Source organism: Lysobacterales bacterium, assembly GCA_016721845.1.
Lineage (GTDB): Bacteria > Pseudomonadota > Gammaproteobacteria > Xanthomonadales > Ahniellaceae > JADKHK01.
The window spans coordinates 1,662,563-1,681,979 of the sequence record JADKHK010000013.1 but is presented as its reverse complement, the minus strand read 5'-3'; the positions used below and the strand labels follow the sequence as shown (position 1 = coordinate 1,681,979).

Annotated in this window: 17 protein-coding genes; 5 read left to right on the top strand and 12 right to left on the bottom strand. The window is 66.2% G+C overall.

Going from position 1 to position 19,417, the window contains the following annotated elements:
* Positions 1-13 precede the first annotated feature (13 nt).
* From IPP28_15120 to IPP28_15100, 5 genes are all read right to left on the bottom strand, one after another.
* Positions 14-574: a D-alanyl-D-alanine carboxypeptidase family protein gene (locus IPP28_15120; protein MBL0042327.1), complete on the bottom strand. Its 561-nt coding sequence runs from the start codon at positions 572-574 to the stop codon at positions 14-16.
* 363 nt (positions 575-937) lie between these two features.
* A complete protein-coding gene (locus tag IPP28_15115; GenBank protein MBL0042326.1) occupies positions 938-1,120 on the bottom strand; it encodes an Arc family DNA-binding protein in 183 nt (60 codons plus the stop codon).
* A 4-nt stretch (positions 1,121-1,124) separates the two neighbouring features.
* Positions 1,125-1,445 (bottom strand): hypothetical protein, encoded by a 321-nt coding sequence (locus IPP28_15110; protein ID MBL0042325.1) that lies wholly within the window; start codon positions 1,443-1,445, stop codon positions 1,125-1,127.
* 10 nt (positions 1,446-1,455) lie between these two features.
* Complete coding sequence (locus IPP28_15105; protein ID MBL0042324.1) at positions 1,456-2,319, bottom strand: SPFH domain-containing protein; 864 nt, start codon at positions 2,317-2,319, stop codon at positions 1,456-1,458.
* An 87-nt stretch (positions 2,320-2,406) separates the two neighbouring features.
* A complete protein-coding gene (locus IPP28_15100; GenBank protein ID MBL0042323.1) occupies positions 2,407-3,834 on the bottom strand; it encodes a transglutaminase domain-containing protein in 1,428 nt (475 codons plus the stop codon).
* Between the two features lie 129 nt (positions 3,835-3,963).
* Between IPP28_15100 and purT the strand changes: the two genes are divergently transcribed.
* A complete protein-coding gene (gene purT / locus IPP28_15095; protein MBL0042322.1) occupies positions 3,964-5,145 on the top strand; it encodes a formate-dependent phosphoribosylglycinamide formyltransferase in 1,182 nt (393 codons plus the stop codon).
* 12 nt (positions 5,146-5,157) lie between these two features.
* Here purT and IPP28_15090 read toward each other — a convergent pair whose 3' ends face one another.
* From IPP28_15090 to IPP28_15060, 7 genes are all read right to left on the bottom strand, one after another.
* Positions 5,158-6,714, bottom strand: coding sequence for a type II/IV secretion system protein (locus IPP28_15090; protein ID MBL0042321.1), 1,557 nt, complete (start codon positions 6,712-6,714; stop codon positions 5,158-5,160).
* A 213-nt stretch (positions 6,715-6,927) separates the two neighbouring features.
* Positions 6,928-7,410, bottom strand: a complete 483-nt coding sequence (locus tag IPP28_15085) for a hypothetical protein (GenBank protein MBL0042320.1) — start codon at positions 7,408-7,410, stop codon at positions 6,928-6,930.
* Positions 7,411-7,412: 2 nt separating this feature from the next.
* Complete coding sequence (locus IPP28_15080; protein ID MBL0042319.1) at positions 7,413-9,014, bottom strand: peptide chain release factor 3; 1,602 nt, start codon at positions 9,012-9,014, stop codon at positions 7,413-7,415.
* 74 nt (positions 9,015-9,088) lie between these two features.
* On the bottom strand, positions 9,089-10,009 hold the full coding sequence (locus IPP28_15075; protein ID MBL0042318.1) for a M23 family metallopeptidase: 921 nt from the start codon (positions 10,007-10,009) through the stop codon (positions 9,089-9,091).
* A 45-nt stretch (positions 10,010-10,054) separates the two neighbouring features.
* Complete coding sequence (locus tag IPP28_15070; protein ID MBL0042317.1) at positions 10,055-10,816, bottom strand: hypothetical protein; 762 nt, start codon at positions 10,814-10,816, stop codon at positions 10,055-10,057.
* Between the two features lie 91 nt (positions 10,817-10,907).
* Entirely contained in the window at positions 10,908-12,626 is a 1,719-nt protein-coding gene (locus IPP28_15065) for an alkaline phosphatase family protein (protein ID MBL0042316.1), read from the bottom strand.
* 110 nt (positions 12,627-12,736) lie between these two features.
* Positions 12,737-12,964, bottom strand: a complete 228-nt coding sequence (locus IPP28_15060) for a hypothetical protein (protein MBL0042315.1) — start codon at positions 12,962-12,964, stop codon at positions 12,737-12,739.
* 147 nt (positions 12,965-13,111) lie between these two features.
* On the opposite strand from IPP28_15060, the gene IPP28_15055 reads away from it, so the two are divergent.
* The 4 genes from IPP28_15055 to IPP28_15040 all read left to right on the top strand — a co-directional run bounded on the left by IPP28_15055 (position 13,112) and on the right by IPP28_15040 (position 19,417).
* The gene (locus IPP28_15055) at positions 13,112-14,254 is read left to right on the top strand and encodes a hypothetical protein (protein MBL0042314.1); all 1,143 of its coding nucleotides are present in this window, start codon (positions 13,112-13,114) and stop codon (positions 14,252-14,254) included.
* A gap of 69 nt (positions 14,255-14,323) precedes the next feature.
* Positions 14,324-16,504 (top strand): sulfatase-like hydrolase/transferase, encoded by a 2,181-nt coding sequence (locus IPP28_15050; GenBank protein MBL0042313.1) that lies wholly within the window; start codon positions 14,324-14,326, stop codon positions 16,502-16,504.
* The gene (locus IPP28_15045; protein MBL0042312.1) at positions 16,501-17,616 is read left to right on the top strand and encodes a sulfotransferase; all 1,116 of its coding nucleotides are present in this window, start codon (positions 16,501-16,503) and stop codon (positions 17,614-17,616) included. The genes IPP28_15050 and IPP28_15045 overlap by 4 nt, the downstream gene beginning before the upstream one ends.
* A gap of 13 nt (positions 17,617-17,629) precedes the next feature.
* Positions 17,630-19,417 (top strand): sulfatase-like hydrolase/transferase, encoded by a 1,788-nt coding sequence (locus tag IPP28_15040; GenBank protein ID MBL0042311.1) that lies wholly within the window; start codon positions 17,630-17,632, stop codon positions 19,415-19,417.

Sequence of the window (19,417 nt, the reverse complement as noted above, 5' to 3'; positions counted from 1 at the left end):
GGATCAGCGGTAGTCAGCTTGCGAAATACCAATGCCACGGCTCGTAGATGACGCCGAGCGCGTTGTTGCGGGGATAGGAGAGGTGGAAGCCGAAATCGGCGGCATGCTGCTGCAGCCACGCGAATGCCGGCGTCTGCTCGAAGGCTTCATCCAGTGCGGCGCAGCCGGGCGTGCCGATGTCGACGGCGCGGCCGCTGTGGTGTTCGCTGTAGCCGGGCGCGGCATTCACGCGCAGGATCGCGTCGAGCGGGTCGCCGCGCTTCAGCTTGCGGACGATCAGCCCGCGTTGATAGGCGATCGAGCGAAAGCTTGAAACCGGTTGCAGCACCACGCCGCTGCGCGCTGCGGCGGTGCGCATGGCGACGAAAGCGCTCGCGGCGGCGGGCGCGAGCAGCATCGGTCGGCCCGAAGCGTCCATGCCGATGCTGCACAGTCGCGCGGGCTCCGGTTGCCGGACGAAACCGCGTGCTTCGATGTCGCCGCGATCGATGGTCGGCAAGGCGACGCGATGCAGGCGCCATCGCAGCGATGAAGCGCGCGGCTTCCGGAGGTTCGTGCCGACATGTCGGATCATTCGCGCCGTTCCGGTCGCACCGGCCAGCGCGTCGCTGGTGGCGCGGTCGGTGTCGAACGCGGCGCGGATCCGGCCCGCATGGTCAATCGCGACATCGACACGCGCGATGAAGGGTTCGGCGCCATCGCGGCTGCGCAACTGCACGCGCGACAGATGCGTCAGGCGCAGTCGCTGCAACTGGACGCTGGCGCGACGTTGTGCGGCCACTGTGCTGAGTGCCGGACGATCCTGCGCGATCGTCGCGAGCACGGCGATGCGCGGGCCGTGCAGCCGCTGCGGGAAGTCGCGGAAGGGTCGGTGCAGTGTCGCCATGCGCAGGATGCTAACGAAGCCGGATCGAAGTCGCATGGCGCGTCGCGGGCGTCAGCGTTCCGGCTCGCGCGGCGGCTCCTCATCGCGCGGAAGCCGGCCACCCTTGCGCAGGGCGTCGCGCAGCACGTATTCGATCTGCGCATTCACGCTGCGTAGTTCGTCATCGGCCCAGCGCTGCACGGCGTCGAGCACTTGGGCGTTGATGCGCAGCGGATACGCCTTCTTCTCGCTCATCGCGTCACCTGCGCACGTATCGCTGCAGGCTGATCGCGAGCGCGACGGAAAAGGCGATGCTGCCGGCGACCAGCAGCCCGACGACCACCGGCAGCACCGATTCCGGCAGGACCGCGATGGCACCGGCGGCGAGGACCAGCAATCCGGCCAGCGCCATCAGCAGCAAGCCAACGACTTCGTTCAAGGCTGCCGGATCGCGGACCTGACCAAGGTCGATGCCGCGGATCAGGTGCAGCGCACCGCCGGATCGGAACTTGATCGCGAACAGTCCGGCCGGAATGGCGGACAACAGCAATCCGGCCGCAGTGAGGTAACGGTCTTCCATGGCTGCGGGCTCAATAGATCGAACCGGTGTTCACGATCGGCTGGGTGCCGCGTTCACCGCAGAGCACGACCAGCAAGTTGCTGACCATCGCGGCCTTGCGTTCCTCGTCGAGCTTGACCACGCCTTTCTCGTTCAACTGGTCGAGTGCCATGTGCACCATGCTGACCGCACCTTCGACGATCTTGGTGCGCGCCGCGATGATCGCGCTGGCCTGTTGCCGTTGCAGCATCGCCTGCGCGATTTCGGGGGCATAGGCGAGATGGCTGATGCGTGCCTCCAGCACTTTCATGCCGGCGCTGGTCAGGCGTTCCTGGATTTCCTTGCGCAGATGGTCGGCGATTTCCTGCGTGTGGCTGCGCAGCGACACGGTATGGCCATCGTGCAGGTCGTAGGGGTAGCTGGTTGCCGACTGGCGCAAGGCCGCCTCGGCCTGGACGTGCACAAAATCTTCGTAGTCATCGACCGAGAACACCGCCTCGGCGGTATCCACGACCTGCCAGACCACGACCGCACCGATCTCGATCGGCGAACCTTCGAGGTCGTTGACCTTGAGCTTGTTCGATTCGAAGTTGCGGATGCGCAGGGACACCGCCTTCTTTGAATAGAACGGATTGGCCCAGCGCAGGCCCTCGTCGCGCACGGTGCCGACGTAGCGGCCGAACAACTGCATCACGGCCCCCTGGTTCGGCTGGACCATGAAGAAGCCGAACCAGCAGAAGAACACCACCATCGCGACGGGCACCGCAAACAGCCGGAAGCCGGTAAGAAACATCGCCGGCAGGACGACAAAGGTCATCGCCAACATCAGCAGGATCATCGGGATGCCAGCGGCGCTGCTGGCGCGGGATTCGTGGAATTCGGCGTTCTGGTTCATGGCGGTCTCCGTGGTGTTCGGAGATAAAGATATCAAAACGATATCATTATGCAAGTGCCGCGAATCCAGTTCCTGATGTGCGTGCCTTCACCGGCGCAGGCGTTCGACCGACTCGATGCGCATCACGCCGATCCGCTCCAGGCTGGCGTAGTAGTCGGACGGGTTGCCGTCGCCAATCGCGAGCGCAATGTGGTCGCTGCCGAAACCGGCTTGGGCGGCGTCGTAACTGCGCCAATGTCCGTCGACGAAGGCCTGGACCCAGGCGTGCGGCGCAAAGACGCGGTCGTGTCGACCGAACTGCTCGGCATACACGAGCCCGATCACGATCCGTGCCGGAATGCCGATGCTGCGCGCCATCGCCGCCAGCAACAGGGCATGTTCGGTGCAGTCGCCGTCGCGGCGGTCGAAGGCCTCGCGGGCACTGGCATAACCGACACGCATGGAATGCCGTTCGATGCGGGCGCGTGTGGCCTGTTCCAGGCGCGCCATGCGGTCGGCCGGCGCAGCGACGGATGCGATCGCGCGCTCGGCCAGTCGCCGGATGCCGGCGTCATCGGCATTGATCCAGGTCGTGCTGGCGAGATGCGAGAGGGACGGCGCGCTGGAAACGATGGTTGCCGCATCGGGGTCGACCACCACCTCGAAGCGGCCGTCGCCGAGCGCCTGCCAGCGTTGTTCGCCGCCAGGCAATCCGGCGCCGTCGTCGTGTTGCGCGAACGCGACGCGATACCGCAGCGCCTGCGCCCGCCACCCATCGCTAAAGCTCGCGGGCGCAGCGACCAGGGTGAAGTCGTAGATGTCGGCACGCGGCCACTGCGGCGCGACCACGCGCTCGTTGTCGCGGGAAATCACCAGCTCGCGCCCGAACAGCGGCAGCATGGTCCGCAGCAGCCGGCCTTCGTGATCGATGTGCGCCACGACCCGCATCGAATTCTGCGCCAGTGCCAACACGTGTTCGATGCGCAGGGCATCGACGGACCGGTCGCCGACCTGCAGCGTTTCCGGTCCGACCAGGCGTGCCTCGGTGTCGACACCCTCGAGCGATGCCGGATTGAACATGCGATAGCGCAGACGCAGTCCGGGCGTATCCAGTAGGGCCTGCTCGCGCAGACGGATGCCCTCCATCAACAGCGCACCGTCGGGCCAGGCGACCTGACGGCGCGAGACCGATCGGCCGTTGCGCACCCACAGCCGCAGTTGCCGGCCATCGATCAGCTCGCCCGATACGCGCAGCTCCGATTCACCGATCGTCTGCCGGAAGTGGAATCGCAGCGGGGTGCCGTCGCGACGTTCACGATGGCGCTCTTCGGTGGTCACCGTCAGCGGTATGCCGTTGCGGTTCAGCCTTGCGCGGAAGTATTCGCGGGTCTCGACGATGTCGTTCGCGACCTCGCGGCTGCGCTCGATGTAGCCGATCCGATGCTCGCCCAGCGTCAGTGCGAACCATTCCCGCGTCGGTGCGGCGAACACGGGTCCGGTCAGGATCAGCAGCAGCAACAGGCGGAGCCGGGACATGGCTTCTTTTTAGCGCAGCTGCAGCGGGTCGACAGCGCCGAAGGTCATGCGCCGGAAGTCATTGCGCAGCATCTGCAACCGCGCGCATTACAATGAGGATTCCGTCTGTCCACTTGTCGAGGAACCGCCATGACCCCGTTTGGTACGCCGCTCCAGCCCGGGGCCATCCGCCTGATGCTGCTCGGCTCCGGCGAGCTCGGCAAGGAGGTGGCCATTGCCGCGCAGCGTCTCGGCGTCGAGGTGATCGCGGTCGATCGTTATGCGAACGCACCGGCGATGCAGGTCGCGCATCGTGCGCACGTGATTTCGATGCTCGACCCGGCAGAGCTGCGCCGCGTCATCGCGTTCGAGCAACCGACCCTGGTGGTGCCGGAGATCGAAGCGATCCACACGCCGACCCTGATCGAACTCGAGGCGCAGGGATTGCGCGTGGTGCCCACGGCCCTGGCAACGCGTCTGACCATGGATCGCGAAGGCATTCGTCGTCTGGCCGCGGAAACCCTGGGCGTGCCGACCTCGCCGTACCGATTCGTCGACACGGTCGAGGACTACCGCGCCGCCATCGCGGCACTGGGCCTGCCCTGCGTGATCAAGCCGGTGATGAGTTCGTCCGGCAAGGGCCAGAGCATCGTGCGCAAGGACGAGGAGATCGATGCCGCCTGGGCCTATGCGCAATCGGGCGGACGTGCCGGTGCCGGGCGCGTGATCGTCGAAGGCTTCGTGCCCTTCGACTACGAGATCACCCTGTTGACCGTGCGCCATCGCGATGGCACCAGCTTCTGCGACCCGATCGGCCATTACCAGGAAGAAGGCGACTACCGCGAGAGCTGGCAGCCGCAGCCGATGTCCGAAGCGGCGCTCGCCGCGGCGCGCGAGATCGCCCGCAAAGTCACTGACGCGCTCGGCGGCTGGGGATTGTTCGGGGTCGAGTTGTTCGTGCACGGGGACGAGGTGCTGTTCTCGGAAGTGTCGCCGCGCCCGCACGATACCGGCCTGGTCACGCTGATCAGCCAGGACTTGTCCGAATTCGAATTGCATTTGCGCGCGATTCTGGGACTGCCGATCCCGGTGATCCGATCGCGCGGCTATGCCGCATCGATGGCGATGCTCGGCAGCGGTCACGGCGTCCCGAAATTCCACGGCGTCGCCGATGCGTTGACCGAAGCCGATACCGACCTGCGCCTGTTCGGCAAACCGGTGGTCGAGGGCAAGCGTCGCGTCGGTGTCGCGCTGGCGCGTGGCGACAGCCTGTTCTCGGCCCGGGAAAAGGCACGCCGCGTCGCCGAACGCATCCGCATCGACATCGGCTGAGCCCGGCGAGGTTCAATCCGCGCGCAGGCGCCAGGCCTCGGACAGCGAGATGGCGCCGCTGCGCGCCAGTTGCACGGCCGCCTGCGTCAAGGGCGTCATGCCTTCCGCGATCGCGGTGCGGTGGATGGTGTCGGCCTCGGCTCCGGGCACGATCAGCTTCTGGATCGCCGGCGTGATCACCATCAGTTCGTACACGGCACGGCGCTTGCGCACGCCCAGCCCTTCGCAGTGCGAGCAACCTTTGCCGACATGGAAGACTTCACCGGGCGCGACGCCGAGGATCTCGCGAATGTGCGGGCTGACCTGTTCGATCTCGCGACAGTGCACGCAGGTCAATCGCGCCAGGCGCTGCGCCATCACCGCGAGCAACGAGGCGCGCAGCAGATAGGCTTCGACGCCGAGGTCGAGCAGGCGCGTGATCGTCGCGGCGGCGGTGTTGGTATGCAGGGTCGAAAGCACCAGGTGACCGGTCAGCGCCGATTCCACGCCGATGGCCGCAGTCTCGCGGTCGCGCATTTCGCCGACCATGATCACGTCCGGATCGTGACGCAGGAAATTGCGCATCGCGGTGGCGAAGGTGAAGTCCGCGGCGCGATTTACCTGCATCTGCTGGATGTCTTCAACGTAGAACTCGACCGGGTCCTCGATCGTCAGGATGTTGATGCGCTGCTTGCGCAGTTCCAGCAGCATCGCGTACAGCGTCGTGGACTTGCCGCAGCCGGTCGGGCCGGTGGTCAGGAACATGCCGTGGCTGCGTGCCATCACGTCGTCGAGACGCACGCGATCGGTCGGGCTCAGTCCCAGCTGATCGACGCTCCACAGGCTCTCCATGGTGTCGAGCAGGCGGACCACCACCGATTCGCCGAACACGGCGGGCATCACCGAGACCCGCAGGTCGATCTTGCGACCATCGTCGAGCACGAAGCTGGTGCGTCCATCCTGCGGCTTGCGGTGTTCCGCCAGATTCATGTCGGCCAGCACCTTCACGCGCGACACCACCGCCGGCAGCAAGGCGCGCATGAAGCGGCGCACCGGCACCAGTTCGTCGTCGATGCGATAGAGCACGTCGGCGCCGTGTTCGCCCGGGCGGATGTGGATGTCCGAGGCGCGTCGCGCCACCGCTTCGGCGATCAAGTCGGCGACGATGCGCACGACCGGCTTCTCGCGGGCGAGGCGTTCGATGTCGCGTTGCGGCGTTTCCACTGCGGGGTCAAGCCCGAGTTGTCGTGCGACCGCGAGGTCCTGGTCGTGATCGTAGAAGCGGCTGATGCAGTCGCGGATCGTGCGCGCCGTGGCGATCATCGGCAAGACGCGGTCGCGCATCAGGAAATTCAGCTGCTGCAACGCTTCGGGGTTCTCGCAGTCTTCCAGCGCCACCGCGACCAGGCCCTTGGCGATCTGCAGCGGGATCGCACGCAATCGACGCGCGAGCTCGGGGGTGATTGCGTCGGATGCACCGCGATCGTCGAACCGGCCCAGTCGTGCAGCCGGATAGCCAAGGTGAACCGCCAGCCGGAAGCGTTCTTCGTCGCAGTCGTCACCGTCGGCCAGCCATTCCGGCAAGCTCATCCAAACGCTTTCGGGCGTCTCCGGCGGTGCGATCGGGTAACTTTCAAGGTATGCGCGGAATCGCTGCCATCGAGCGCAGCACCAGCAGACGTTGTTCGACATCATGGGCCATGGCGGGTCCGGCGCGTTGGCAGATGCGATCAGTATGCGATCACGCGGGCGCAGCGAGTGTGCCGAGTTGTGACCGAGCCTGATCCGAGTCAATTGGCGTCGTCAAATCCATGGGCCCTGCGCAGTTTCGCGATGCGGCGCAGCAGGCGCGGTGAGTGCGCAATGTCGTAGATCTCGCATTCGATCTGCAGGTCCGGTCGGTCGACGAAGACCTGGCCGCAGCGCGGCGAGGCGACCATTGCCCTCGTAGGACACGAACCGGCCCGGCGCCGTCTCGACCAGCTTGATCGCCGACACCGACGGCAAGACCTCGTGCAGGCGCTCGCGTCCGATTCGGCCCTCGGCACGCAAGACCTCGGCGATCGGGCGAATGCGTTCGGCCCGTTCCGTCGCCGCCGCCAACGCGGTCGGGCGGTTGATCGGATGGATCGGTGCGATCGCGCGCAGCGGCACGTGGCGCCAGTCGACGCTGCGTCGGTGACGATGGATGCGCAACACGATCCGCGCCAGTTCCGCATCCTTCCAGTCGAGCGCGGCGACTTCGGCACGCTTTTCCCAGAAATAGCGCCACCAGCGCAGGATCATGTTCAATCGGCGTCGACCGCGTGCGCGTGTTCGCGCGTGGCCATGAATACCACGTCCGGCCAGCGCTCCTGCGTCAGCTGCAGGTTCACCCGGGTCGGTGCGATGTAGACGAGTTTGCCGGCGGCATCGAGCGCCAAATTCATCGCCGCCTTCTCGCGGAATTCTTCCAGCTTCTTGTCGTTGTCGCAGCGGATCCAGCGCGCGGTCGCGACCTGAACCGGTTCGAAGCTGCAGTCGACCGAATACTCGTCTTTCAGACGATAGGCCACCACTTCGAACTGCAGCGTGCCGACCGCACCGAGAATGAGATCATTCGACATGATCGGCTTGAAGAACTGGGTCGCGCCTTCCTCCGACAACTGCGCCAGGCCCTTCTGCAACTGCTTCAGTTTCAGCGGGTCGCGCAGGCGCGCGCGCCGGAACAGTTCCGGCGCGAAGTTCGGGATGCCGGTGAAGGAAATCTGTTCGCCTTCGCTGAAGGTGTCACCGATCGAGATGGTGCCGTGGTTGTGCAGGCCGATCACGTCGCCTGGCCAGGCCTTGTCGACGATCTCGCGGTCCGACGCCATGAAGGTGAGTGCGTTCGCGAACTTCACCTCCTTGCCGGTGCGGACGTGGAAGGCTTTCATGCCCTGCTCGTAGCGACCGGAGCAGATGCGCATGAAGGCGACGCGGTCGCGGTGGTTCGGGTCCATGTTGGCCTGGATCTTGAACACGAAGCCGGTCATCTTGTCTTCGGTCGCCTGCACCGGACGCGTCGTCGTCGCATGCGCCTTCGGTCCGGGCGCCCAATCGACAAAGGCGTCGAGCAGGATCTGCACGCCGAAGTTGTTGACCGCCGAACCGAAGAACACCGGGGTCTGCTGGCCGGCGAGATACGCCTCGCGATCGAACGGTTGCGACGCACCCTCGACCAGCTCCAGTTCGTCCATCAGTTCTTTGTAGGCCTCGGCACCGACGCGTTCGGGCAGCGACGGATCATCCAGCTTCAGGATGGTCGAGTCCTGGCGCGTGAAGTTCTTTCCCGCCTCGAACAGATGCACTTCGCGATCGACCAGGTGAACCACGCCCTTGAGGCGCGAACCCATGCCGATCGGCCAGGTGATCGGGGCACAACGGATGCCGAGCACCGATTCGACTTCGTCGATCAGGTCGATGCCGCTGCGGCCTTCGCGGTCGAGCTTGTTGATGAAGGTCATGATCGGCGTGTCGCGCAGCCGGCAGACTTCCATCAGCTTGATCGTGCGTTCCTCGACGCCCTTGGCGCAGTCGATGACCATCAGCGCCGAGTCGACGGCGGTCAGCACGCGATAGGTGTCTTCCGAGAAGTCCGCGTGGCCCGGCGTGTCGAGCAGGTTGACGATGCGGCCCTCATACGGGAACTGCATCACCGACGACGTGACCGAGATGCCGCGTTCCTTTTCCAGCGCCATCCAGTCGGACGTAGCGTGCTTGGCAGCCTTGCGCGACTTCACGCTGCCGGCCATCTGGATCGCGCCGCCGAACAGCAGCAGCTTCTCGGTCAACGTGGTCTTGCCGGCGTCGGGATGGGAAATGATCGCGAACGTGCGCCGCCGCGCCGTTTCGGTCTGTTGTTCGGACATGGTCTGGATTCGATGCGCCGCCGCGGGGCGGCAAAGGGGCGCGGATTATACGCGGGCGGGTGCCGCGTTCACGCTCACTGCAGCGGAATCGCGTCGCCTTCGAAGCGGAACGGGATCGACGCCAGTTCCATGTCGCGATTCACCTGCACCGCGAAATGCAGGTGCGGGCCGGTGGAGAAACCGGTGTTGCCGGACAGGCCGAGGACCTGGCCACGGCGCACGTGCTGCCCCGGTTGCACGCGCGCCGACTCGAGCTTCAGATGTGCATAGACGCCCATCGAGCCATCGGCATGGAGCACGCGGACATGGTTGGCGCGGCTGCCGAAGCGCTCCTTGTCGAGCCCGGCGCCGAAAAAGTCTTCCTCGACCATCATTACCGTGCCTTCGCGGGCGCACAGCACCGGGGTGCCTTCGTCGACGCCGAGGTCGACCGCGTAGCGCGACTGCACGCCCGTGTGCGTGAACGGTCCGTTGAAGCCCTGCGCCAGCACGAACTTGGTGCCTGCCGCGAACGGCACCGAGTAGCGCACCGAATCGTCGTGGCGGGCCGACGGGTCGCCAGGTGCGGCGACGTAGCGCAGGCCGAAGCGCGAATTCTGGTAGCGGTCTGCCGGAAAGGCTTTGGCGACCACGCGTTGCTCGAAGCTGCCGAGCACGGTCTGCAGCGGCAGCGGTGGTTCGGCCGCGACATTTTCGGCATCGACGAATTCGAGTTGCACCGCGACCGGTCCGGCGATCTTGTTGACGAAGGTCATCGTGTGTTCGTTGCCGGCGTCGTTGGTGAACATCTGGACGATGTCCTGCTCGTCGGCGCGAATCAGCGTCTCCTTGACCTCGCCGGCCTCGACCTCGCCGGTCGGCGGGCGGTCGGTCACGTGCAGCACCCCGTTCTTGTCGCGGTACTGGTACAGGCGCTTGGCATCGGCGTCGGCGCAGGTCAGCAGTGCCGCGGCGGCGAGGGCCAGACAGGACAGCAAGGTGCGGAGGACGGTCATGGCGATGATGTTAGCGATTCCATCGCGACAGCGACGGCGACGCCGTCACACCAGCTTCCAGCGCCAGCGCCAGTAGAAGCCGGCGAACAGTCCGGGTACCAGGAACCAGAACAACCAGTGCCCGAACCACGCAGGTCCGACCGTCAGCACGAGGTGCGGCGGAAACGCGACGTGGATTTCCAGGTCGCCGACGCGCTCCGGCAATTCGCCCGCGGGATTGCCGATGAAGCGATTCCACCAGTGTCGCGCGTGCAACACCTCGCTGGGGCCACGCCACGGGGCCGTCGCGATGACGTGGTCGTCGAGCCGGATTGGCTGTTGCGCCGCCGGCCAGGGCGCGGTGACGCACCCGGTCTCGTCCATCGGCGCATCGCCGACGCGCACCGCCGCTGCACGCTCGATCGGCCGCGCGCACCACGTCACCGGCGTGCCGACTGCGGGCAGGGCCGCGCCGAACCGGTTCGATGCCCACGGCAGCACGAACAGCAGCGGCAGCAGCGTGAACAGGGACGGCAGCAGCACCAGCCCGAGGTGTCGCAACGACAGCACCAGACTGCGCCGCGAGGCCGCGAGCAGGGCGTCGAACGCGATCTCGGGATCGTGCAGGCGGCGGCGCACGCGACGCGTCAGGCGTTGCACGGCACGCAGTCGACCCTGGTTCGAGACACGTGAATAGATGACCATGCCGAGATAGCTGACGACCAGCCCGTAGATCGCCACCCGCAACCACTCCGGAAGCGCCATGGCGAGCACTTGGTCGACGCCGTCGAGCACCGGCGCGGGCAGGTCGAACCATCCGGGTGTCATTGCGATCCTGCTCCGTCGCGCCGCGCTTCGCTGCGCACCAATGCACCCACGGCCGCGATGCCGGGCAGAGGCTGGTCGATCGGGAACGAGGTCAGCAGCAGGCCCGGGACCAGTTCCGAGGCGACGCAGTGGTCGCCGCTCCAGAGTTGGCGGTTGTCCTCGATATCCGTACCCGGCACGCCGCCGAGCGAGGTCTGCCACGAGGCGCGATAGCCGCTGTTGTAGCCGACCACGAGATCGGGAGCGTCGGCCGTCGCGGCGCCTGGTAGAGATCGGTCGCCTTGCCGGCGCGCAGGATCACCCGCTCCCCATTCGCCGGGTCCTGCCATTGCGACATCGCGGCGGCGATCTCGTCCAGCAACGCGCTGCCCGCGTTCGCTGCGACGATGCCTTCGGCTTCACGGCCCTGCAGATTCAGGAACACGCCATTGAGTCCGAGCGCATAGGCCCGGCTGCGCGACCAGTCGACGCTCGCGAACAGGGGCTCGGATGCGCTCGCGCCGGGTTTCAACGCGAGGTAGCCATGGTCGAGCAGCCAGCGGTTCAGATGTACGTTGCGACGGTAGTGGGTGAAGCCATGGTCGCTGAGGATGATCAAGCGGTCGCCGGGGCGCATGCGCTTGCGCACTTCGCCGACGATGCGGTCGCTCTCGTCGTAGATCCAGTCGATCGCGGTGCGCGCCAGTTCCGATGATTCGGCATGCAGCGGATGCAGCGCGTCGCGTCCGCGCCAGAACATGTGGCTGACCCGGTCCGGCTGCACGAAGGTTTCGATGATGATGTCGCTGTCGTCCTGGGCGAGGCGGTCATAGAGCAGGGCCTCGCCCTCGGCCAGGGTCGTGCGGACACTGGCGAGCCAGGCGACTTCGTCGAGGTGGCCCTGGTTCATCGACCAGGTTTCCTCGGGCATGCCGAGCGTATGAAAGCGTCCAATGCGTTCGGCGATGCGCGCCGCATCCTCGGGCGGATGGCTGATCGGCAGCACCGGCGCGGTCGGATCGACCTGGATCGGCGTCACGTACAGACGCACGCGCGGGAACCCGGCGACGAGGTGCAAACGGACCATGCCGCGGACCGTGCCGAGCCCGAGGAAGCGGAAATCGAGCGGCAGCCAGTCGGACCAGGCGCCGGCTTTCAAGGTGAGATCATGGCCGCCCAGGGCAATGGCGACGGCGTCCCCCGCCGGCGCCAGCGTCAGCGGCACGGTCATCGCTTCGCCGCTGGTCGGGCTGGCGGGGCCGGCGAGTTCGGTGCGGACCACGCCATCCTCGCTGGTCTTGACCATCAGCACGCGCCCGCCGGATTCGGCATCTGCGACCAGGTGATTGGCGACCAGCGTGTACGTGCCCTGGGTGCCGAGCAGGTCGGGCACGCCCATGCCGGACAGCATGTGCGTGATCGGGTCAGCCGGGTAGGTGACCGGCACGCGCATGACCGCGGTCCGCAAGCCGTCTGCTTCAGCCCGAAGCCAGAACGGCGTGCCTTGCCGACGCGTGACCAATGCGCCGTCGCGGATCGGCATCTGCCAGCCGAACAGGTCCAGTGTTTCCGGCGGCAACTGGGTGGCGATCGAGAATTCCGGGGCATAGTGCTCGGCGTCGCGATGCAGGAAATCGAAGACGCCATGCTCGCCTGGACCGGTGCCGGTGGCGAAGCTCGACCACGCCACCGGCGACTGCGGCGGATCGGTGGTCGCGAGTGTCTGCAGATGACCTTGCGCCGCGAGTTCGGAAAAGTTCGGCATGCGCCCTGCGGCGCGTGCTTCGCCGAGCAGTGCAGGATCGAGTCCGTCGAAGCCGAGCACGATCACGCGATGATCGGAGCCACGCGGTTTTGGCGGCGGCGTGCGCGAACTTGACCACCACCATGTGCCCGTGATCGCCAGTGCGATGAGGGCGATCCACCCGCTTCGGCGCACGATCAGCTGGCGGTCTGGGAACGCGCGGCGTTGCGACGTTCGCGGCGGCGGCGCAAGAGCGCACGTACCGGCCAGAACAGGATCGCCGACAACACCACGAAGAAGCCGGCGAGCACCGACCACAACGCGGCGAGGAAGCTGACGCCCGATCCGGGGCCGTTGTAGGCCAGCGCACAGGGCGCGCAGAAGGCGAGGACGAAAAAGGCGAGGAAGCGACCTGCAAGCGACATGGGACGGATTCCGGACGACGAGAGATTGACAGTATAGCGGCCAGCGCGGCCGTCGATGGCGAGCAGAATCAGAGGGTTGCCAGTGCCGCGTGTCTTGCGTCACACTTCCGGAAATTCCTGTTCGCCCACTTCTCTAGGGGAAATCCGATGGTTCGTCATGCTCTTGCAGTTCTGGTCGGTGTCGCGCTGTCGTCCACTGCGTTCGCCGATGTCGTGATGCTCGCGGCCGACGCGGGTCGCGATGGGCACCATGTGAAGCTGGGTGACAAGGCGCAGCGCGAGGCGATGGCCAAGGCCGACTCGGGCCGCGCACCCAGCGCGACCGGTTCGGTGAATCTGGTCGATGCGTCCGGCCTCGAATACTTCGTCAATACCGACATCACCTTCTCGACCTCGAGCTCGGCCTCGGGTGCGGCATCGGAAGCGTCCTACACGCAGGCAGTCAACGCGTCGACCTTGAATGGCGGCGTCGATGCCAGCACGCTGAATGATGCCTTCGACGGCTACAACACCTTGTGCGTGTCGACCAATGGCGGCACCGGTCCGTGCACCACGGGCGGTGGTGGTGGCAAGGCCATTACCGGAAACAACTACACCATTTACAACGACAATGGCCCGGCGACGCTGGATGCCGGTTGCGGCGACCGTCAGGTGATCATGCCGCCGCAAGTCATTGGCGGCTTGACGGTCCAGCGCAAGGTGTTCGTGCCTTCGAACGACGAGTTCGCGCGCTGGTTGAACATCTTCACCAACACCAGCGGTGCGACCATCGGCTTCAACATGATCACCGGCAACAACCTGGGCTCCGACAGCAATACCGCGATCAGCACGACGTCCTCGGGTGATGCCGTGGCCTCGACGTCCGACCTGTGGGTTGCCTCGTTCCAGAACTTCTCCGGCACCACCTCGTCGGATCCGCGACTGGGCCATGTGCTCGGTGGGCCCGGTGCGGCGACGCAGATTTCAGGCATCAGTTTCGTCAACGGCGACGACAATCCGTTCTGGAACTATGCGATGACGCTGGCGCCGGGCGAAACCAAGATCATCGCGAATTACGCGACCGGTCAGCCGTCTCGCGCAGAAGCGGCCGCGAAGGCCGCCGAACTCACGGCGTTCACCGCCAACCAGACGGCCTGCATGAGCGCGACCGAAATCGCGCAGGTCGTGAATTTCGTTGGCACCCAGGCGCCGAGCGTGCCGGTGCCGACCACGGATCGCCGCGTGTTGGCTGCGCTGGCGGCATTGACGGTCGCCCTGGGTGCATTGGCACTGAGGGCGCGCCGCGCCTGATTGCCTGCGTCGCAGGTCGTCGCGAAATGCTCCGCTGCGGCGGAGCTTTTCGTTTCCGGAGTCCGCATCATGTCTTCCCAATTTTCGCGTGCCGGCCTGCTGGCGAGCGTGGTGATCGCGGCGGTCGCGATCGGGCTGCTCAAGCTGCCGCAAGAAAGCGTTCGACCCAATGTCCTGGTCGTCACCATCGACACCTTGCGTGCCGATCATCTTGGCGCCTACGGATTCGTCCTGGCGCATTCCGACACCATCGACCAGCTGGCGCACGAAGGCACGTTGTACGAGGAAGCGCTGTCGGCTGCACCGATCACCCTGCCGTCGCACAGCACCATCATGACCGGCCTGCTGCCGCCTGCGCACGGCGTGCGCGACAACGGTGCGTATGCGTTGCCGGATGCGGCCAATACCCTGGCCGAACGCCTGCATGACGTCGGCTACGCGACCCAGGCGTTTGTTTCGGCCGTGGTGCTGGCCAAGCGATACAACATCCAGCAGGGTTTCGACGCCTATGACGACGAGTTGTGGGGCGAGGAAGACCCGAAGCTGTTCATGATCCGCGAACGTCGTGCCGCCGACACCATCGATCGGGCGCTGGCGTGGTTCGACGATTGGAAAGGACAGGCGCAGCGCAAGCCGTTCTTCACCTGGGTACATCTGTTCGATCCGCATCAACCGCATCAGGCGCCGGGTTGGATTTCGGCGCGCAGTCCATCCGGCTACGACGCCGAGATCGCCTATGCCGATGCCGAGCTCGGGCGTCTGATCGACGCATTGCGGCGGTCGGGCGAGCTTGATCGCACCTTGATCGTGTTGACCGCCGACCATGGCGAGAGTCTCGGCGAGCATGCCGAGAAGACCCATGCGGTCTTCGTCTACCGGGCGACCACGCACGTGCCCCTGGTGCTGCGCTATCCACGACGCTTTGCGCCGGACCGCCGGGTGGCCACGCCGGTGCACCACATCGATATCGTTCCGACGGTCCTGGCGACGCTGGGCTTGGCGCCCGATCCGAACCTGCCGGGGCTGGATCTCGCCAGCGTCGATGCCGATGCCCGCAAGCCCTCGCGCCCGCTGTATTCGGAATCGCTGCTGTCGGAAGTCGGTTTCGGCATGGCACCGTTGTACGCCGTGCGCGAACGCGAACATACCTTCATCCGGGCCCCGCGCTCCGAGTTGTACGACCTGACGGAAGACCCGGCCGAAACGCGGAATCTGATTGCGGTGCCCGGACATCGCGAACTTGCCGATGCGCTCGATCTGTCGCTGCAGTCGGTGCTCGATGGCGCCGAACAGCAGGCGCTGGGTGCGACGCGCAATCCGCTGTCGCAGGAGTCCATCGAGATGCTGCAGTCGCTGGGCTACCTGCAGTCGGCGGCGGCGCGCGAGAGCGTCGCCGGCATGGATCCGAAGGACGGCATTCACGTCTACAACTTGCTGGATGCGGCGCGCAAGGCCGGACAGCAGGGACAGTGGCCGGCGTCCGAGCGGATTTCACGCGAGATCCTGGCGCAGGTTCCGGGGCATGCGTCCGCGCGCGGTGTGCTGGCCGTCGCGCTGCTGAATCAGGGTCGTGTCGACGATGCCCGCGACCAGTACCTGCAACTGATTGCGCAGAATCCGCGCGAGTTCCGCGTCCACGGCGTGCTCGGGTCGATCGCGTTGCGGCAGGGTGATCTCGATGGTGCCGCCCGGCACTATCAGGACGCGCTGGCGGTGGCGCCGACGTTCGTGGAGGCGATCAGCGGACTCGGGTTGATCGCGATGATCCGTGGCGACGATGCTGCGGCGAGGAACTGGTTTGACCGCGTCCTGGCGGTCGATCCTGATTTTCCCGATGCGCACCGTTTGCTCGGCGATCTGTATTTCGAGCAACAACGCTTTGCCGATGCCCGCGACGCTTATGCCAAGGCGCTGGCGCTGCTGCCGGGCGATTACCGCACCCTGATCCAGGCAGCAGCGAGCGCGCGTCGTGCCGATGCCGCCGCGTCGGCTCGCGATTGGCTGCAGCAGGCCGTGCGTCTGCGTCCGGAGCGCTGGATGGCGCACTACAACCTGGCCTGCCTCGATGCCATCGCCGGCGCCGGCGATGATGCCTTCGCGCATTTGCGCGACGCCGTGGCGCTGGAGCCGGATGCGATCAGTCTGGCGATGATCGACAACGACTGGGCGCAGTGGCGCGGCGACGCCAGATTCAAAGCCATGGTCAGCAATGGCCGGCCGGCGACCGCAACCCGTCCGCAGTCGCGATGAGTCGCCATTCCGAGGATCGCTGGCGGATCCCCTGGCCGGACCGCTTCGGCGAATGGTGGCAACGGCAATTCCCGCGGCTCGGTCCATGGATGGCCGAATTCGAATCCGGATTTGCTGCAGATCACTGCGACCTGCAGCGGGTCGATCGCCCGGTGTTCATTGGCGGCCTCGCGCGCAGCGGTTCGACCATGCTGCTGGAATGGCTGAACGCGATGCCCGGATTCACCGCGCATCGTTACTCCGACTATCCGCTGTTGTGGACGCCGTATTGGTGGAACCTGCTGCTGGCGAGGTTGCCGCAGCAACGCGTCGAGCCGGTCGAACGCGCGCATCGCGATCGCATCCGCGTCACCCGCGACAGCCCGGAGGCGTTCGAGGAACCGATCTGGTCGCATTACTTTCCCGACGACGCCATGGCCGCCAGCGACGTGCTCGGGGCGGATGCCGTGCATCCGGCCTTCGAGCGCCAGTTCAAGGCCCATCTCGCGAAACTCGTGTTCGCGCGCGGTGCGCGGCGCTATGTCGGCAAAGGCAACTACAACACGGCACGCATCGGTTACCTGGCAAGATTATTTCCCGATGCGAGCTTCATCGTGCCGGTGCGACGCCCGTTGGCGCAGGTGGCCTCGTCGTTGAAACAGGATCGCCTGTATGCCGATGCACCGGCGCGTACGCTGCGCCACATCGCTGCGCGCGGACACCACGAGTTCGGACCAAGACAGCGCCCGATCCGGATCGATCCTGCCCAGACCGCCGCAGCAGCAGCCGCACGGCGCGAAGGATGTCTGGCCGACGCCTGGCTGCTGCAATGGATGGCGGTCTATGGCCATGTCGAACGGTTGCTGGCCGATCCCGGCCTCGCACCGCGCATCTGCATCGTGCCCTACGAAGCCTTGTGTGCCGATCCCATGGCCGGACTGGCGCGCGTGCTTGAATTCATCGGACCGGATGCGGCCGATCAGGCGCTTGCATCGCGATTGACTCGCGAGCAGTGGGCACCGAAGTTCGTGGCGGCTGACGGAGCGCCGTTGGCTGCTGGCGAAGTCAATGCCGCTACGCTGCAAGGCGCGGAGGCCTTGCATGCGCGCCTCGCCGAAACGTTTCTGTCCTGAGGAGATACGCCGCGTGTTGTCCATTCTGCGTCGCGCTTTTCCGCATGGGGTGCTGCTCATCGCAATCGTGCTGGCGGCGTGCGACTCCGGGGACCCCGTCTCGCAACAGGCTGCGCCCACCGCGGCAGTGGCATCGGCGAAGCCCGATGTCATCCTGATCACGCTCGATACCACCCGCCGCGACCACATCGGCTGCTACGGCCGAACCCCGAGCGTGACACCGGCGATCGATCGTCTGTGCGCACGGGCGTTGCGTTTCGACAATGCGCTGGCGGTCGCACCGGTGACCTTGCCGGCCCATGCCAGCATGATGACCGGGCGCTATCCGCCTGCGCACGGGGCGCGTTACAACGGCGAAACGCGCCTGTTGCCCGAAGCGTCGACACTCGCGGAACGACTGAAGTCGCACGGGTACGCAACGGCAGCCTTTGTATCGAGCTTCGTGCTCGATCACCGCTTCGGCCTGGACCAGGGCTTCGATCGGTATGACGACCGGGTCGATCAGGCGACCTCGCCGTTCGCTGCTACCGGCAATGAGCGCAGTGCGACGGGTACCGTTGATGCCGCACTCGCAGCATGGTCGGCGCGCCCGCCCGCTCAGCCCCAATTCCTCTGGGTGCACCTGTTCGACGCGCACACGCCGTATGCGCCGGTGCCTGGGCGCGACGCCGGGGATGCCGAACGTTATGCCGAGGAAATCCGGCGCGTCGATCATGAAGTCGGGCGGCTACTCGATGCGGTCAGTGCGAACGGCCGCGAACCACTGATCGTGCTGCTGGCCGATCACGGCGAGAGCCTCGGCGAACATGGCGAACGCACGCACGGACTGTTCGTGTACGACGCCACGGTGCGCATCCCCTGGATGATCGCTGGACCGGGTGTCGCGGCCGGTGTCTATCCGACGCTGGCGTCGCAGATCGACCTGTTGCCGACGGTGCTGGGTGTGCTCGGCTTGCCGGTGCCGGAGGGTATTGATGGGCGCGACTTGCGCGCCGCGCCGCGCTCGCTCGAGGACAGCGTGTACCTGGAAACGGTATTGCCCTACTACGACTTCGCGCTCGCGCCTCTGCACGCGTTGCGTGCGCTGGATCGCAAGTACGTGTTGGCGCCGCGCCCCGAGTTCTACCGGCTGGATCGCGATCCGCACGAGTCTCGAAATGTGTATGGAGAGGATGCACAGGCCGACGTATTGGTGCAGCGACTCGACAACCTGATGCTGGATTGGCCGGCGGTCGGACAATCCGCTTCGCACGTCGATGACGCCGATGCGGTCGCGCGCTTGCGCTCGCTGGGTTATCTCTCCGGCAGTGATCTCGGCATGGAAGGCCTCGATCCCAAGGATGCAGTGGCCGTGGTCCGCGCGCATCAGGATGCCGCCGAGGCCGCGTCCGCCGGACGCGTCGACGAAGCCATCGCACATCTCGACGAAGCCGTCGCCGCGATGCCCTCGGCGCGGGGGGCGCTGTATCTGCGTGCGCGCCTGCTTGCACAAAGCGGTCGGCGCGATGCGGCGCTGCGGGACATCGAGCAGGTCAATGCCCGCGTGCCCAGCGCCGATTCGATCCTGCTCCAGGCGCAGTTGCTGGTGTCGACGGGGCGCATCGAGGAGGCCCAACCCCTGCTCGATCTGGCGGCACAGCGCGACCCTGGCCACGGTGGCGTGCTGGTGGTGCGTGGTGACCTTGCGGTCGTGGCAGGCGATGTCGCCGCCGCCCGCGGCTACTACGAACAGGCGCTGGCGCTCGACGAGGCGCGGGTCGGACGCCAGGCGCGCGGACGCTTGTCGCGTCTTCCGAAATAG